Origin of the sequence: uncultured Citricoccus sp. (assembly GCF_937871995.1) — a bacterium.
GTDB lineage: Bacteria > Actinomycetota > Actinomycetes > Actinomycetales > Micrococcaceae > Citricoccus.
On the sequence record NZ_CALMQR010000076.1, the window covers coordinates 1 to 17,005 of the forward strand.

The 17,005-nt window shown below is 71.7% G+C and carries 13 protein-coding genes; 6 read left to right on the forward strand and 7 right to left on the reverse strand.

Features of this window, described 5'->3' with window-relative positions; all coding sequences use genetic code 11:
* Nucleotides 1-574: lytic transglycosylase domain-containing protein (locus tag Q0283_RS09315; RefSeq protein WP_298044316.1), on the forward strand; the 574-nt coding region annotated here is incomplete at its 5' end.
* A gap of 43 nt (nt 575-617) precedes the next feature.
* Entirely contained in the window at nt 618-2,738 is a 2,121-nt protein-coding gene (locus Q0283_RS09320; protein ID WP_183526611.1) for a protein kinase domain-containing protein, read from the forward strand.
* 59 nt (nt 2,739-2,797) lie between these two features.
* On the opposite strand, the gene Q0283_RS09325 is transcribed toward Q0283_RS09320, so the two are convergent.
* Both Q0283_RS09325 and Q0283_RS09330 read right to left on the reverse strand, forming a co-directional pair.
* Nucleotides 2,798-4,201, reverse strand: a complete 1,404-nt coding sequence (locus tag Q0283_RS09325; protein WP_183526615.1) for a class II 3-deoxy-7-phosphoheptulonate synthase — start codon at nt 4,199-4,201, stop codon at nt 2,798-2,800.
* Between the two features lie 99 nt (nt 4,202-4,300).
* The gene (locus Q0283_RS09330) at nt 4,301-4,999 is read right to left on the reverse strand and encodes a 1-acyl-sn-glycerol-3-phosphate acyltransferase (RefSeq protein WP_183526616.1); all 699 of its coding nucleotides are present in this window, start codon (nt 4,997-4,999) and stop codon (nt 4,301-4,303) included.
* A gap of 82 nt (nt 5,000-5,081) precedes the next feature.
* Between Q0283_RS09330 and Q0283_RS09335 the strand changes: the two genes are divergently transcribed.
* Nucleotides 5,082-5,873, forward strand: a complete 792-nt coding sequence (locus Q0283_RS09335; protein WP_183526618.1) for a carboxylesterase — start codon at nt 5,082-5,084, stop codon at nt 5,871-5,873.
* Nucleotides 5,866-6,363: a hypothetical protein gene (locus Q0283_RS09340; RefSeq protein WP_298044318.1), complete on the forward strand. Its 498-nt coding sequence runs from the start codon at nt 5,866-5,868 to the stop codon at nt 6,361-6,363. The genes Q0283_RS09335 and Q0283_RS09340 overlap by 8 nt, the downstream gene beginning before the upstream one ends.
* Before the next feature lie 13 nt (nt 6,364-6,376).
* Here Q0283_RS09340 and Q0283_RS09345 read toward each other — a convergent pair whose 3' ends face one another.
* Nucleotides 6,377-7,453: an ROK family protein gene (locus tag Q0283_RS09345; protein ID WP_183526623.1), complete on the reverse strand. Its 1,077-nt coding sequence runs from the start codon at nt 7,451-7,453 to the stop codon at nt 6,377-6,379.
* A 213-nt stretch (nt 7,454-7,666) separates the two neighbouring features.
* Here Q0283_RS09345 and Q0283_RS09350 point away from each other — a divergent pair, with 213 nt between their 5' ends.
* Nucleotides 7,667-9,490 (forward strand): long-chain fatty acid--CoA ligase, encoded by a 1,824-nt coding sequence (locus tag Q0283_RS09350; RefSeq protein ID WP_183526625.1) that lies wholly within the window; start codon nt 7,667-7,669, stop codon nt 9,488-9,490.
* Here the strand turns inward: Q0283_RS09350 and Q0283_RS09355 are convergent.
* Both Q0283_RS09355 and Q0283_RS09360 read right to left on the reverse strand, forming a co-directional pair.
* Complete coding sequence (locus tag Q0283_RS09355; protein WP_183526627.1) at nt 9,487-10,908, reverse strand: mycothione reductase; 1,422 nt, start codon at nt 10,906-10,908, stop codon at nt 9,487-9,489. The genes Q0283_RS09350 and Q0283_RS09355 overlap by 4 nt on opposite strands.
* A gap of 36 nt (nt 10,909-10,944) precedes the next feature.
* On the reverse strand, nt 10,945-14,391 hold the full coding sequence (locus Q0283_RS09360; protein WP_183528412.1) for a pyruvate carboxylase: 3,447 nt from the start codon (nt 14,389-14,391) through the stop codon (nt 10,945-10,947).
* Between the two features lie 237 nt (nt 14,392-14,628).
* Here Q0283_RS09360 and Q0283_RS09365 point away from each other — a divergent pair, with 237 nt between their 5' ends.
* Nucleotides 14,629-15,486 (forward strand): ParA family protein, encoded by an 858-nt coding sequence (locus Q0283_RS09365; protein ID WP_298044321.1) that lies wholly within the window; start codon nt 14,629-14,631, stop codon nt 15,484-15,486.
* A gap of 105 nt (nt 15,487-15,591) precedes the next feature.
* On the opposite strand, the gene Q0283_RS09370 is transcribed toward Q0283_RS09365, so the two are convergent.
* The gene (locus Q0283_RS09370; RefSeq protein ID WP_183526631.1) at nt 15,592-16,191 is read right to left on the reverse strand and encodes a MerR family transcriptional regulator; all 600 of its coding nucleotides are present in this window, start codon (nt 16,189-16,191) and stop codon (nt 15,592-15,594) included.
* A 252-nt stretch (nt 16,192-16,443) separates the two neighbouring features.
* A complete protein-coding gene (locus tag Q0283_RS09375; protein WP_183526633.1) occupies nt 16,444-17,001 on the reverse strand; it encodes a bifunctional nuclease family protein in 558 nt (185 codons plus the stop codon).
* Nucleotides 17,002-17,005 lie beyond the last annotated feature (4 nt).

The window sequence follows — 17,005 nt, forward strand, 5'->3', positions numbered from 1 at the left end:
CAACGGGCTGTCCTCCGCCGCGATCATCCACCCCGGCCAGACCCTCAAGCTCTCCAGCGCGGCCGGCCAGGGGGCGGCACCCGGCAACGACCTCGTGCCGAGCACATTCCTCCACTACACCTACCCGGACCATGTGGTGTCCTCGGCCAACGCGAACAAGCGCGCCCTGCTGGGCGCCGGTGTTCCCTCACGGTCCCAGATGCAGGCGATCATCGCCGACACGGCGCGGCGGATGGGCGTGGACCCGAGCCTCGCGCTGGCGCACTCCTTCGCGGAGTCCAGCTTCAACCATGCCGCCGTCTCCCCCGCCAACGCCATCGGCGCCATGCAGGTCATCCCGTCCTCGGGCACCTGGGCCTCCGAGCTGGTGGGGCGCAAGCTCAACCTGCTGGACCCCTACGACAACGCCACCGCGGGTGTCGCCATCATCCGCCAGCTGCAGCGCAACGCCCCGTCGGTGGACATCGGCATCGCGGCGTACTACCAGGGGCTGGGCGGGGTGACGCGCAACGGCATGTACCCGGACACCAAGCGGTACGTGTCCAAGGTCAAGGGGTACATGCAGCGGTTCTGACCCCCGCGTCCCCGGTGCGTCCGGTCTCCCGGTCTACCCTGTAATGGTGAAGGAACGCCGCACCGACCCCCTGAACGGGACCGTTATCGAGGGACGGTACGAGATACGGTCCCGCCTGGCCCGGGGCGGGATGTCCACGGTGTACCTGGCGGTCGACCGGCGCCTGGACCGCGAGGTCGCCCTGAAGGTGCTGTATCCGCACCTGGCCGAGAACCCTGCGCTGGTGGAACGGTTCGAGCTCGAGGCCAAGACGGCGGCCAGGCTGTCCCACCCCCACGTCGTCAACGTCCTGGACCAGGGCGTGGACGAACGCCCCGACGGGGACCTCGCCTATCTGGTGATGGAGTACGTCCCCGGGTACACGCTCCGGACCGTGCTGCAGCGCCGCCGGGCGATGACCCCCCGGGTGGCCCTGGCCTACCTGGAGGCGATCGTGGACGGGCTCGCGGCAGCCCACCGGGCCGGACTGGTCCACCGGGACATGAAGCCGGAGAACGTCCTGGTGTCCCGCGACGGGCAGATCAAGGTGGCCGACTTCGGCCTCGCCCGGGCGACCACCGACTTCACGGGCATCGGTGCGGCCCTCGTGGGCACCGTGGCCTACATCTCCCCGGAGCTGGTGAGCGGATCCCCCGCCGACGAACGCAGCGACATCTACGCGGTCGGCATCATGGCCTACGAGATGCTCACCGGGCGGCAGCCGTTCGTCGGCTCCTCCCCCATCCAGGTCGCCTATCAGCACGTCAACAACGAGGTCCCGCCGCCCTCCGGCCGTATCCCCGGACTCGCGGACGCCCTCGACCGGTTCGTGTTGTGGTGCACCGCCCAGAACCCGCGGGACCGGCCGGCAGACGCCGGGGTCCTGCTCACCGAGATCCGGCACCTGCGCTCGACGATGGCGGACGCGGACCTCGATTTCGAGCCACCGGTCATCGCGGCCGGCATCGCCGGGGAAGGGTCCACGGAGGCGTTCGGGCGGGTCGGCGCGGATCCCGACGACGAGGCCCGGGCGGGGGGTCAGGCCACCGAGGCCTTCGGCGCCGTGCCCCCCGCGGTCAACGCGGGGGCTCCCGCCATGGACGACGCGTACCGGGACGCGGGATACGGGGTGGACGGGGGCCACGACGAGGACACGGACGAGGTCCCCGGGGATGCCACGGACGTGATCGGTGACGCCGGTGCCACGGAGGGCCTGGACCCGGGAGTCACCACGGTCCTTCCCGCACCGGGCACCCAACGCACCTCGGTCCTGCCCAGCCTGCCACCGGACCCGGGTCGCCGCCCCGGCGGTTCCGGGCACCCGGGCGCCGGTGCACCGACGGACCCGCCCCAGGATCGTGGCACCGTCCCCGGCCCACTGCTTCCCCGCTCCTCGGGCAGGTCCCCCAGGCCGCCCTCCACGCGGCAGCAGCGACGCCAGGCGATCCGGCGTGCCCGCACCCCCACTGAGGACCTGGGGCGGCGGAGCGGGACGCGGATGTGGATCTGGGCGGCGGTCGTGCTCATCCTGACCGCGGTCCTGGTCCTGGCCGGCTGGTTCTTCGGTTCAGGGCCGGGCGCCCTGGTGGTCGTCCCTGACGTGGAGGGGCACAGCAAGGCCGCGGCGGTGGAGGAGCTGCAGCAGACCGGGGTCGGTTACTCGCTGGCCAGCGTCCACCATGACGTGGTGGCCGAGGACAGCGTGATCTCCACGGATCCGGGTCCCGGTACCGAGCTGCGCAGGTTCAACACCGTGCTGGTCACCGTGTCTCTGGGACCGGAACTGTTCGACGTGCCGGACGTCACCGGCCTGGCACGCGAGGAGGCCGCACGGGCACTCGACGGGGCGGGTTTGAGCCTGGGCCGGGTCTCCACGGAGCACTCGGACACCGTGGACAAGGGGCTGGTGATCCGCCAGGAACCGGACGCCGGGGCGAGCCTGCGCGGCGGACGTCCGGTCGCCGTCGTGGTGTCGGACGGGCCGGCCTCCGTCACGGTGCCCGACGTCACCGGCCAGCCCACGGGACGTGCCCGCGGAATCCTCGAGGACGCCGGCTTCACCGTGGAGGAGACGCGGATCCTCGGGGAACTCTTCGGAGACCGGGAGGGCACTGTCCGCAGTCAGACCCCCGAGCCCGGCAGCCAGGCCCCTTCGGGCTCGACCGTGCGCATCGTCATCCTCTGAGGCGGCTGCGCCGGGGCGTCACGCGCGGACGCCCCGGCGGAGGGCAGCCGTCCGCCCGTTCAGACCCCGCGGCCGGACCGGGACAGTGCCTCCGTGACCAGGAAGGCCATCTCCAGGGACTGCTGGTGGTTCAGCCGGGGGTCCACGAGGGACTCGTAGCGATCGGCGAACGCGGACTCGTCGATCGGGTCGGAGCCACCGAGGCATTCGGCCACGTCGTCACCCGTCATCTCCACGTGCAGCCCGCCCGGGTAGGTTCCGGCGTCACGGTGGACCTCGAAGAAGCCGCGCACCTCGTTCATGACGTCGTCGAAGCGGCGGGTCTTGTAGCCGTTCGCCGCGGTCACGGTGTTGCCGTGCATCGGGTCGGTGACCCACAGCGGCGTGGCGTCCGAGTCCCGGACCGCCTCGACCAGCGGGGGCAGGTTCTCCCGGATCCTCTCCGCGCCCATGCGCGTGATGAACGTCAACCGTCCCGGCTCCCGCTCGGGATCCAGCTTGTCGATGAGTGCGAGGGCGTCCGCGGGCTTCGTGGTGGGCCCGAGCTTGACCCCGATCGGGTTGCGCACCTTGGAGAGGAACTCGACGTGGGCGCCGTCCAGGTCACGGGTCCGCTCGCCGATCCACAGGAAGTGCCCCGAGGTGGCGTACGGCAGTCCCGAGCGCGAGTCGATGCGGGTCAACGGACGTTCGTAGTCCAGCAGCAGGGCCTCGTGGGCGGTGAAGAAGTCGGTGCGGCGCAGGGCCTCGAAATCAGCGCCGGCGGCATCCATGAACCGGACGGCACGGTCGATCTCCTGGGCGAGTTCCTCGTAGCGGGAGTACGCCGGGTTCCGCATGAACCCCTGGTTCCAGGCGTGCACGGACCGGAGGTCCGCGAAGCCGCCCTGCGTGAAGGCGCGGACCAGGTTCAGGGTCGAGGCGGAGGTGTTGTAGGCCTGCACCATCCGTCGGGGATCGTGCCGGCGCGACTCGGGCGTGAAGTCGAAGCCGTTGACGATCTCACCACGGAAGGACGGCAGGGTCACGCCGTCGCGGGTCTCGGTGTCCGAGGAACGCGGCTTGGCGAACTGGCCGGCCATCCGGCCCATCTTCACCACCGGCAGGGAGGCGCCGTAGGTCAGAACCACGGCCATCTGCAGGATGGTCTTCACGCGGGCACTGATCTTGTTGGCCGTGGCGCCGGCGAAGGTCTCGGCGCAGTCACCACCCTGGAGCAGGAATGCCTCACCCCGTGCTGCCGCGGCCAACTGGGTCCGCAGCACGTCGACCTCACCGGCGAACACCAGCGGAGGGGCGGAGGACAGTTCCGTCATCACCTCGGCGAAGGCGTCCCGGTCCTCCCAGGTGGGCTGCTGGGTGATCGGCTTCTCCCGCCACGTGTCCAGGCCGGGATAGTCGGCGGCCCCGTTGGACTGGGCTGAGCCGAAGGCCGGGGTATCGGTGCGGGGATCAGAAATCATGCTCCAAGGGTACGGAACGGTTGCCGTTCCCACGTCCACGTGACGATCTCCTACCCCTTCGCCGGCGCGCGGCTCCCGGATGCCGGCCCGGTGGCACGCTCAACCGGCGTCGCGGCCGTCCGCCGGGGGCGCGTTCTTCACCGTGGCGGCGTACACGTCCACGTACTCCTGTCCCGACAGGCGCCGGATGGCCTCCATGATCTGGTCGGTGACCTGACGCTCCACGAAGCGGTCGCCGGCGCGGTCGTAGTACTCCGAGAAGTCGAGCGGGGGGCCGAAGATCATGCCCACGCGGCGGATGTTCGGAATGGTCCTGCCGATCGGCTGGACCTTGTCCGTGCCGATCATCGCGATGGGCACGACGGGGACCCGCGCCTTCAGGGCCAGCTTCGCCACGCCGAGCTTGCCCCGGTACAACCGGCCGTCCGGGCTGCGGGTGCCCTCCGGGTAGATCCCGAGCAGCTTCCCCTCCTGCAGCACCTCGAGCCCGGAGCGCAGGGAGTCCAGTGAGGCCTGGCCGCCGGCACGGTCCATCGGCAGCTGATGGGTGGCCTCGAAGAACTTCCGGGTCAGCCACCCCCTGACACCCTTGCCCGTGAAGTACTCCATCTTCGCCAGGAAGTGGACCTGCCGGCCGAGTTGGGACGGCATGAAGATCGAGTCGGAGACCGAGAGGTGGTTGCTGGCCAGGATCGCCCCACCCTCCTCGGGGACGTTGCCCAGGCCCTTCACCCAGGGCCGGAACACGAGGTTCGTCACGGGGGCCACCACGAAGGTCTTGGCGAACCAGTAGAACACGATGGTCTTCCTCTCAGGTGGTGGCGTGGACCGTTCCCAGTCTAGGGAGCGATCGCGGGGGGCGGGACGCTACGCTGGGGACATGATCGCCCACCAGCGGGCGCTGTCCCTCCACGGCGCCGACGACGGCCCCCTGGCCGCGTCCGCCGGGTCCGGGTCGACGGGGGTCGCCCTGTTCCACGGGTTCACCTCGGGTCCCGTCTCCGTGACCGGTTGGGCCCGCGCCCTGGCGTCGGCGGGTGCCTCCGTGGAGGTCCCGCTGTTGCCCGGCCACGGGACCCGGTGGCAGGACCTCCGGGTCGTCACGGCCGAGGAGTGGCGGGCCACCGCGCGGGACACGGTCGACCGCCTGTTCGCCCGGCACGACCGCGTGGTCGTCGCCGGTCTGTCCATGGGCGGCGCGCTCGCGCTCGATGCGGCCGCGCACCGGTCCGTGTCCGGCGTCGTCGTGGTGAATCCCGGGCTGCGCTTCGCCTCCCCGGCCGCTCCCCTGGCGAGGGTGCTCAAGTACGCCGTCCGCAGCGTGGCACCGATCGCCAACGACGCCGCGCGCCCCGGGGTGGACGAACAGGCCTACCCGCGCACCCCGGTGGCCGCCGTCCAGCAGGTCGGCGCCCTCCAGGCCGCCGCCCGGGCCGGACTGCCGGCGATCACGGCACCGGTCCTGGCGTTCCGGTCCACGACTGACCGCGTGGTGCCCCACTCCTCCATGGCCGCCCTCGCTCGCGGCCTGGCCCCCGGGCTGCTGACCGTCAGGCCGCTGTACAACAGCTTCCACGTGGCCACCCTGGACTGGGACGCGGGGGTCATCGAGGACGAGTCGGTCAGGTTCATCGCCGGGTTGGCATGTGGACGGGCCGACGTCCGTGGCTGAGCCCCTGGACCGCGACCACGAGGGCAGCGACCCCGAGCACCGGGACCCGGACGAGGTCGACCGCCGGTGGCAGGAGATCATCGCCGGGCTGGGCCCCCTGGACGCCGGTGCCCGGGATACCGCGTGGCCGGAGCCCACCGCGGCGGGATCGGCCGGACCGGATCCGGACGCACCGGACCGCGAGGAGCCCCCGGCCCCCGGCCGGGCGTGGGGTCCACGCGACTTCCCGGAGGACGAGGACGACGGGGACTTCATCCCGCCCGAGCCCCCCGCGCTCGGCTCCGGCAACCCGGTCGTCGTGCTGAGCTTGATCGGGGTGGCCGGCGCACCCGCGGCCCTGTTGCTCGCGGCGATCCTCTGGCCCTCGGTGCCCGGACTCGTGCTCGCGGTGCTGATCGCCTCGTTCGTGGCGGGCGCCGTGGGACTGTTCTTCGCACTCCCCCGGGACGCGGACCGGGACGGCCCCGGCGGCGACGGTGCGCAGGTCTGATCCGCGCGACCGGTCACCGGGCGGCGGTGGCCGACTCCCTCACGGACCAACCGGAGCGCTCCAGCGCCAGGCCCGCCGCGCCGAGCCAGCCGGCCCGGTTGCCCAGGCTGGCGACCATGACGGACGGGACCGGACGCCGTCGCCCGCCGGGGATGTGGCGGGCCAGTTCCGCCCGGGCCGGCTCGAGAAGGAGGTCACCGGCGACCGCCACTCCGCCGCCGATGACGAACCGGGAGGGGTCCAGCACGGCGGCCAGCGTGGCCAGGCCACGGCCCAGCCACCGGCCCGTCTCCTGCACGGCCCGCACGGCGCGCGGGTCCGCGGACAGGGCGTCGTCGAGGACCGACCGGGCGGAGGGACGTCCGGCGCGGGCAGCCAGGGCCTCGGCGGAGACGAGCAGTTCCCAGCATCCGGTGTTCCCGCAGGGGCACGGCAGCCCCGAGGGGTCCACGGTCATGTGCCCGAACTCCCCGGCCATGCCGTGCGCGCCGACGTCCACCACCCCCTCCTGGACCAGCGCGCCCCCGATGCCGGTGCCGATGGCGACCATGACCATCCGGTCCGGCCCGCGGACCGGGTCCGGACCCGCCGGCGGGGCAGCCGGGTCCCCCAGCCGCGCCTCCGCCCAGGCCGCCGCGTCCGCGTCATTGACGACCGCGGGCCAGGGGACGGTATCGCGGGACGGGCGGGCGGCTGCCTGAGCACTGGAAGGCCGTCCCGTCGCCTCCGACAGGGCAGCGCCCAGGTCCTGGGGCAGGGGCCGCTGGCGCCACCCCATCAGGTGCGGGCTGAAGACGGCGGTGCCGCTGCGCGGGTCGATCCAGGCGGCGGCGGAGACCCCCCACGGCACGGGCAGACCCGGCCAGCTGGCGTCCAGGGCCCCGAACAGCTCCAGCGCCGTGCGGGCGCACAGGGCGCTCAGGCCGGCCCCGTCCGCCTCGAGGTGGTGAGCGACCCGGATCTCCGTGAGCGCGGGCACCAGTCTGCCCCGGCCGTCCAGCAGGACCGCGCCGGCCTTGACCGCCCCGCCTCCGACGTCGAGCCCGATGGCCGCGGCGACGGGAGCCCCCGGGTGTGCAGATCCGCCCATCGTGCCGGCCACCGCCTTCCGGACCGTCGGTCCCACCGTTCCTGCTGACAACCGAAGTTACCCATGAGTAGAATATTTCCTGTGGCGCAGGACACACCGGTCCGACCCCTCCGGTAGGGTCAGAGGACACGGGGACCCCCGCCCCGGAGGGCCTGCACCCGGGACCACCACTCTGCCACGCAGGCGGCTACCGTCGATCACCAGGAGCGAACGTTGAAGGAATACACCTCCCCTCCCGTCGTGGACGTCCCCCGGGACATGAACATCACGGACCTGGTGGAGCAGCAGGTCCTGGCCGATCCGCGGCGCCCCCTGTTCGCCCGGCAGACCGCCCCGGCGCAGTGGACCGACGTCAGCGCGGAGGAGTTCCGCGAGGATGTCCGCACCCTCGCACGCGGCCTGGCCGCCGCCGGGCTGGAGCCGGGCGACCGGGTGGGGATCATGGCCCCCACCCGCTACGAGTGGACCCTGATGGACGTGGCCATCTGGTACGCCGGCGCCGTCACCGTCCCGATCTACGAGACGTCCTCCCCCAGCCAGGTCGCCTGGATCATCTCCGACGCCAACGTGCGGGCGGTGGTCTGTGACACGTCGCGGCACCAGGGCGTGGTGGACACCGCCATCCGCCAGGAGCAGCTGGATCCGCTGGTCTCCAGCTGGCTGATCGAGGACGACGGTCTCGACGAACTGCGCGCGCTGGCCGAGCGCGGACCGGACGAGACCACCATGGAGTCCCGCCGTTCCGCCGCCACCCTGTCCGACCTGGCGACCATCATCTACACCTCGGGCACGACCGGCAAGCCGAAGGGTTGCGAACTGACCCACGGCAACTTCGCCGAGCTGAGCCTGCAGACCCTCGGGACGAACCTGGGCGAGGTCGTCAACCCGCAGGCCAGCACCGTGATGTTCATCCCCTTGGCCCACGTGTTCGCCCGTTTCATCTCCGTGCTGGCGCTGGCGGCGGGCACCAAGGTGGGCCACACCTCCGACCTCAAGCAACTGGTCCCCGACCTGCAGTCCTTCCGGCCCACCTTCCTGCTGGCCGTGCCCCGGGTCTTCGAGAAGGTCTACAACTCCGCGCAGCTCAAGGCGGAGACCGGGGGCAAGGGCAAGGTCTTCGCGGCCGGCGCCCAGGCCGCCATCGACTACTCCACGGCGAAGAGTGCCGGCAGGGTGCCCCTGGTGCTGCGCGTCAAGCACGCGGTGTTCGAGAAGCTGCTCTACGGCAAGATCCGCGAGGCCATGGGCGGGCAGGTCACCCACGCGGTGTCCGGCGGCGGCCCACTGGGTGCACGCCTGGGCCACTTCTTCCACGGCATCGGCGTCAACATCATGGAGGGCTACGGCCTGACCGAGACCACGGCACCGGTCACGGTCAACGTCCCGCACGGGGTGAAGATCGGCACCGTCGGCCCTCCGATCCCGGGCAACGGGGTGCGCATCGCCGAGGACGGCGAGATCCTGGCCAGGGGTGTCTGCGTGATGCGCGGCTATCACAACCGTCCGGACCTGACCGAGAAGGATTTGGTGGACGGCTGGCTGCACACCGGGGACATCGGGGACCTGGACGACGAGGGGTACCTCACCATCACCGGTCGGAAGAAGGACATCATCGTCACGGCGTCCGGGAAGAACGTGGTGCCGGCGCTGCTGGAGGACCAGATCCGGGCCGACGCGGTGGTCTCCCAGTGCGTCGTGGTGGGTGACCAGCGGCCGTTCGTCTCCGCCCTCGTCACCCTGGACGCGGACATCCTGCCGCGCTGGCTGGGCCAGCACGGTGTCCCGGCGGACACGCCGATGGACCAGCTCGCCACGCACCCCGTGGTCCTCGACCACGTCCAGTCGGTGATCGACAGGGCCAACGAGACGGTGTCCAAGGCGGAGTCGATCCGGGCGTTCCGGATCGTCCCCGTGGACTTCTCCATCGAGTCCGGCCAGATGACGCCGTCCCTGAAGATCAAGCGCAACGTGGTCCTGGAGGACTTCGAGTCCCTCGTCGAGGAGATCTACGGGGCGCCGAAGCCGGTCTCGTCCTAGAGGCGGCCGCTGTCCGGGACGTCGAGTCCGAGCAGCGCGTTCTCCACGACCTCCGTGAGTGCCGGGTGGATCCAGTACTGGCCGCGGGCCATCGCGTGGGCGTCCAGGCCCATGCTCATGGCCTGCACCAGGGGCTGGATGAGATTCGGCGCGTCCCGTCCGATCAGGTGGGCCCCGAGGAGCAGGCCCGTCTGGCGGTCGGCGATGACCTTGCACAGGGAGGTGCCGTCCTCCATGGCCCAGCCGTACGCCACGTCGCCGTAGTTCTGCTCCTTGACGGTGATCCTCTCCGCGCCGTACTGCTCGACGGCCTCCGCCTCGGTGAGACCGACCGCGGCGACCTGAGGCCGGGAGAAGACCGCCGAGGGCACCGGACCCAGCGTGTTCGGCCGCAGGTCATCCGGGTGCTCCAGGTTGTGGCTGACCACGCGCTGGTCGTGGTTCGCCACGTGCTTGAGCTGGTGGGGACTGGAGACGTCACCCAGGGCCCACAGCCCGGGCACCGGCTCACCGCCGGAGAGCAGCCGCTGGTACTCGTCGACGGCGAGCCGCCCGTCGGGATGCAGGTCCAGCCCGGCGGCGGCCGGGTCGAGCCGGTCGCTGTTGGGGACCCGGCCATAGGCGATGAGCACGGCGTCGGCGTCCACCTCCCAGGTGGTGTTGGTGGGCCCGTCGAGATGCACGGTCACCCACCCGTCCAGCCCCTCCTCGATCCGGGACAGGGTCCAGCCGGTCTCGACCCGCCACTGGGTCGAGGCCATCTCGGTGAACCGCTCGGAGATGGTCGCATCGTGATGGCGCAGCAGTCGCGGTGAGCGGTTCACCTGGACCACGGAGGACCCCAGGCCGGAGAAGATCGAGGCGAACTCGGCGGCGATGTACCCCCCGCCCAGCACCACGATCCGCTGGGGCAGCCGGGGCAGGCGCATCACGGTGTCCGAGGTGTGGACCTGGGGCAGGTCGCTGCCGGGGACGGAGGGGACGACCGCCCTCGAGCCCGCGGCGACCACGATGTCCTGGGCCTCCAGGACCCGCCCGCTGGCCGTGGTCAGCTGGCGGGTCCCGGTGAACCGCGTCTCCTCCGGGATGACCGTGGTGTTCTGCAACTCGACGTCCCGGTAGTGCAGGCCCCCGGCGGAGATGGCGTCGATGCGCGAGAAGATCCGGTCCCGGATCCCGGGCCAGTCGGTCCCGCCGATCCCCAGGTCCACGCCGAGCCGGCTGGCCTCCTCCGGCACCACGGCCAGCGACGCCGGGTAGGCGAACATCTTGGTGGGGATGCAGCCGACGTTGAGGCAGGTGCCCCCGAACGTGCCGGAGTCGATGATGGCCACGCGCTTGTCGTCCCAGTACGGGGTGACCAGCGAGTTGCCGGAGCCGGAGCCGATGATGGCGAGGTCGTAGGTTTCGGTGCCCATGGCTCTCAGCCTAAGGCTCCGCGGGCACCGCCCCGGTCACTCGCCCAGTGTCAGCAGCAGGTCACCACCCTCGACCGCCGTGGTGCCGCCCAGCACCACGCGGGTCACGGTGCCGGAGGCATGGGCCGTGATGGCGGCCTCCATCTTCATGGCCTCGATGGTGGCCACCGTGTCCCCGGCCTCCACGGTGTCACCCTCGGCCACGGTCACGGAGACGACCCCGGCGAAGGGCGCGGCCACGTGCCCCTTGTTGGCGGGGTCGGCCTTCTCGGCCGCCCGGGCGGTCGACTCGACGGAGCGGTCGCGCACGGTGATCTGCCGCGCCTGGCCGTTGAGGGTCACCATCACGGGCCGCATGCCCTTGGCATCGGGCTCGCCGATCGCCTGCAGCGTGGTCAGCAGGCGCACGCCCTTGCCCAGGGAGATGACGTGCTCACGGCCCCGCACCAGCCCGTACAGCCAGTCCCGGGTGTGCAGGACGGAGGTGTCCCCGTAGGTCGCGCAGTTGGCCTCGTACTCCTGCGTCGGCCCCGGGAACAGGAGCCGGTTCAACGTCGCCTGGCGGGTGGCACCGGGTTGCTCCAACGCCGCGCGGTCCTCCGCGGAGAGCTCGGTCTCCGCGCGGCGACGGCCTCGGTTCTGCAGGGCCCGGGTCCGGAACGGCTCGGGCCAGCCTCCGGGCGGGTCCCCCAGCTCTCCGGAGAGGAAGCCGATCACGGAGTCCGGCAGGTCGAAGTCCTGGGGACTCTCCGCGAACTGGGCCGGGTCCACGTCCATGCCGACCAGCTGCAGGGCCAGGTCCCCGACCACCTTGGAGCTCGGGGTGACCTTGACGATGTTGCCGAGCATGTCGTTGGCGGCCTCGTACATCCGCTCGATCTGCTCGAAGCGGTCGCCCAGGCCCAGGGCGATGGCCTGCTGGCGGAGGTTGGACAGCTGGCCGCCCGGGATCTCGTGCCGGTAGACGCGTCCCGTCGGTGCCGACAGCCCGGACTCGAAGGGGCGGTAGACCTCACGGATGGTCTCCCAGTACGGTTCCAGCGCGGCGGCCTGGTCCAGCCCGAGACCGGTGTCCCGCTCGGTGTGCTCCAGGGCCGCCACCAGGGCGGACATCGGCACCTGACTGGTGGTCCCGGCCATGGACGCGACGGCCGTGTCCACCGCGTCCACCCCCGCCTCGGCGGCGGCGAGCAGGGTGCCCAGCTGACCACCGGCGGTGTCGTGGGTGTGCAGGTGGACGGGCAGGTCGAACTCGGCGCGCAGGGCACCGACCAGCTCCCGGGCAGCCTGCGGCCGCAACAGTCCGGCCATGTCCTTGATGGCCAGGACGTGGGCCCCGGCGTCGACCATCTGCCGGGCCAGGCCCAGGTAGTAGTCCAGCGTGTAGAGCTCCTCCGCGGGATCCAGCAGGTTGCCGGTGTAGCACAGGGCCGCCTCGGCCACCGCCGTCCCGGTGGCCCGGACCGCGTCGATGGCGGGGGCGATCTGCCGGACGTCGTTCAGCGCATCGAAGATCCGGAAGATGTCCACACCGGTCTGGGCGGCCTCGGCCACGAAGGCATTGGTCACCTCCACGGGGTAGGGCGTGTAGCCGACCGTGTTGCGCCCGCGCAGCAGCATCTGCAGCGGGATGTTCGGCAGTTCCTGGCGCAACCGGGCGAGCCGGTCCCAGGGGTCCTCACCGAGGAAGCGCAGGGCGACGTCGTAGGTGGCCCCACCCCAGGCCTCCACCGAGAACAGCCCGGGCAGGGTGTGCGCGACGGCCGGAGCGGCCGCCAGCAGATCACGTGTGCGCACCCGGGTGGCCAGCAGGGACTGGTGGGCATCACGGAAGGTCGTGTCCGTGACGGCCAGTTCCGTCCGGCCGCGCAATTCGGCCGCGAACCCCTCAGGGCCCTTCTCCAGCAGCACCTGGCGCCAGCCGGCGGGCGGCTGGTGCGGCGAGGGGCCGTCGAACGGGCTGCGATCCGGCTCCTGGGACTTGTCGCCCGGGAAGGCCGGCAGCTTGTCCCTGGGGTCGATCCCGTCCACCCGGGGCCCGTGGGGCTGGTTCACCGTGACGTCGGCGAGGTACTGCAGGGCCTTCGAACCACGGTCCTGGCTGCGGTTGACCTGGGCCAGCTCGGGGTGGGCGTCGATGAAGTCCGTGGCGACGTCGCCCGCCACGAACGTGGGGTCGTCCAGCACGTTCATCAGGAACGGGATGTTGGTGGCCACCCCGCGGACGCGGAACTCGGCCAGGGCGCGCCGTGCGCGCCGCACCGCCGTCGGGTAGTCCCGTCCACGGCAGGTCAGCTTCACCAGCATGGAGTCGAAGTGCGGACTGATCTCGGCACCGGTGTAGATGGTGCCACCGTCCAGGCGCACGCCGGAGCCGCCGGCGGACCGGTAGGCGGTGATGGCGCCGGTGTCCGGCCGGAAGCCGTTGGCAGGGTCCTCCGTGGTGATCCGGCACTGCAGGGCGGCGCCACGGATCCGCAGCTCGTCCTGGCGGATCCCGAGCTGCTCGAGCGTCTGGCCGGCGGCGATGCGCAGCTGGGAGGCGACCAGGTCGACGTCGGTGATCTCCTCGGTGACGGTGTGCTCGACCTGGATCCGGGGGTTCATCTCGATGAACACGTGCTGACCGGTACGGTCCCCCGCGGTGTCGACGAGGAACTCGACGGTGCCGGCGTTGACGTACCCCATGGCCTTGGCGAACTTGACGGCATCGGCGTAGAGCGCCTGGCGGATGGACTCGTCCAGCTGCGGGGCCGGGGCGATCTCGATGACCTTCTGGTGGCGGCGCTGCATGGAGCAGTCGCGCTCGAACAGGTGCACGGTCTCCCCCGTGCCGTCCGCCAGGACCTGGACCTCAATGTGCCGGGGCCGCAGCACGGCCTGCTCCAGGAACACCGTGGCGTCGCCGAAGGCGGTCTCGGCCTCGCGCATGGCCGCGTTCAGTGCGTCCGGCAGCTGGGCGGCGGTCTCGACCCGGCGCATGCCGCGGCCGCCGCCGCCGGCCACGGCCTTGACGAAGATGGGGAAGCCGATGTCCTCGGCCTGTGCGACGAGCCACTCGGCGTCGGAGCTGGGCTCGGAGGACTTCAGGGTGGGGATGCCCGCCGCCTTGGCGGCCCGCAGGGCCTCCACCTTGTTACCGGTCAGCTCCAACACGTCCGCGGGAGGACCGACGAACGCGATCCCGGCCTCCGCCGCGGCCCGGGCCAGCCCGGCGTTCTCCGACAGGAAGCCGTACCCCGGGTAGATGGCGTCACATCCTGACTCCTTGGCCACCCGGATGATCTCGTCCACGTCCAGGTAGGCGCGGATCGGGTGCCCCTCCTCCCCGATCCGGTAGGCCTCGTCCGCCTTCTGCCGGTGGATGGAGTTGCGGTCCTCATACGGGAAGACCGCCACGGTCCGGGCACCCAGCTCGTAGCAGGCACGGAAGGCGCGGACCGCGATCTCCCCTCGGTTGGCGACCAGCACCTTGGAGAACATTCCGTCGGTGGCGTTGGATGACATGGAGCCTCCTGGGCTGCCCGGCGGGTCTGCCGGGACACGATCAGGCGCGGTCAGCGCACGGTGGAGCCACTTCCTTGTGGCTTGCATCACCCGTCAGTGTCGCATACGACCCCGGCACCCACTACGTGAGACCCGTCACAGTGTCGTCAGCACTAGGATGGACCACGGTCCCGGGCCACCCACCCTCTGGTCGACAGTCAGGATTCCACCGCCGTGCAGATCATCTCCATCTCCAGCCTCAAGGGCGGGGTCGGCAAGACCTCGGTCACCCTCGGACTGGCCTCGGCGGCGCAGGCGCAGGGCATCCCCACCCTCGTGGTGGACATGGACCCCCATGCCGATGCCACGACCGGACTCGGGGTCCGGCAGGACGCCGGCACCGAGGACGTGGGCACCCTGCTCTCCCACCCCCGGCGGGTGTCCCTGACCGATCACGTGGTCGCCTCGGGCTGGACCGGGTCCACCGCGGCCCCGGCGGCCGACGGCGACGGCGCGGGCGGTCCCGACGGCGGCGCGCCCCGGATCCTCGACGTCGCGCGCGGCTCCTCGCGGACCTCGCTGTACGAGCGCCCGACGACCCGTCAGCGCGAGCTGCGCCGGCTCACCCAGCTGGTCGAGCCCGTGACGCGCTACGCACTGGTCCTCATCGACTGCCCCCCGGCCCTCAACGGCGTCACGCGGATGGCCTGGGCCGCCTCGACGGACGTGCTGCTGGTGGCCGAGCCGAGCCTGTTCTCCGTGGCCGGCACCGAACGCACCCTGCGGGCCCTGGACCTGTTCCGCAAGGAGTACGCCCAGGGCGTGACCTCCACCGGAGTGGTGGCCAACCGCGTCCGGCCGGCCAGCGTGGAGCACCAGTTCCGCCTGGGCGAGATGGAGCGGATGTACGGCGACCGGTTGCTGCCCGTGGCCATCCCGGAACAGGGTAACTGGCAGCAGATCCAGGGCGCAGCCTGGCCCGTCCACGCCTGGCCCGGCGAGATGGCCGCCCAGTCCGCGGCACTGTTCGATGAGCTGCTCTACGCCGTGCAGCGTCCATTGAAGGACCGCCGCAGCCAGCGCCGGCACTGAGGCGCGCCCCCCTGCCGGAGCACGATCGCCGTCAGACCGCGACGACCCCGTGCCTGCCGGCGGCAGGGACGGGGCCGTCGTCGGGAAGAGGCGGTGGGACGCCCCTCAGGAGGCGGACTTGCGCTGGGCGCGACGCTGGGAGAGTTCGTCCCCGGGGAAGTCGCCGGGGGTGTCATGCAGGCGCTCGGAGGGCAGCTGGGCGAGGGAGCCCTCGACCTCACGCCAGACCCGGCCGACGGCGATGCCGAAGACACCCTGCCCGCCCTGCACCAGGTCGATGACCTCGTCGGCCGACATGCACTCGTAGACCGAGGCACCGTCGCTCATCAGCGTGATCTGTGCCAGGTCGTCCACGCCGCGCTCGCGCAGGTGTTCCACGGCCGAACGGATCTGCTGCAGCGAGACCCCGGTGTCCAGCAGCCGCTTGACCACCTTGAGCACGAGGATGTCCCGGAAGGAGTACAACCGCTGTGTCCCCGAGCCGCTGGCTCCCCGGACGGTGGGCACCACGAGGCCCGTCCGGGCCCAGTAGTCCAACTGGCGGTAGGTGATCCCGGCCGCCTTGCACGCGGTGGGGCCGCGGTATCCGACGCCCTCGTCGAGCACCGGCAGGTCTTCGGTGAACAGCATGCCCTGCGCCGGGGTGCGCGCAGCGGCGGGATGCGTCACGTCCGGGGACTGCCCGGCCTCGCCCTTGGGACTCACTGGAACCCTCCTGGTCTCAGGTCCACACTGGGGAAGGAAGGAGCCGCCGGTCCGGACCAGCGGAGCGCGACGGGCATCGACCCGGCCCGGCACCGCTGACCGATGCGAATGGACCGGCAGGCAATGTGGAACCTCTGCTGACGACGGTAGGCCCGTGGAGGGCCACGGTCAAAGACCCAGTCGCTTTCGCCGCGAACGTGTCGTCTCCCGCGGAGGGCCGGGGCAGCCGGCCCGGTGACGTCCGGGGCGCTGTCAGGACTGTCCCGGACCGCCGTCGGCGAAGTCCTCGGGGTCCACGGAGTCGAGGAACTCGCGGAACTTACTCAGCTCGGCATCGCGGTCCGCGGACCGGGACACACCGGTGGCGGACTCGTCCGTTGTCTCCTCGTCCTCGTCCTCCAGCGCCTGCTCGGGGTCCACCCCGGCATCCTGGAGGACCTCCGCCGCGCACAGCACGGGCACCCCGGCACGCAGGGCGCAGGCGATGGCATCGGAGGCCCTGGCATCCACCCGGGCGCCGTTGTCCAGCACGAGCTCGGCGTGGAAGACGGCGTCCCGCACCGAGCTGATCCGGACGGACTCCAGGGCGGTGCCCGCCGCGGCGATGACGTCGACGAGCAGGTCGTGGGTCATGGGGCGCGGCGGGGTGATCCCCTGTTGCCACAGGGCGATGGCGCTGGCCTCCGGAGCCCCCACCCAGATCGGCACCAGGGTCCCGGTGCCGGGGTCCTGGAGGAGCACGAGCGGCTGGTTGCCGGGCAGCTCCACCCGGACTCCCAGCACCGTCATCTCCACGTCGGGCAGGGCCATGTCC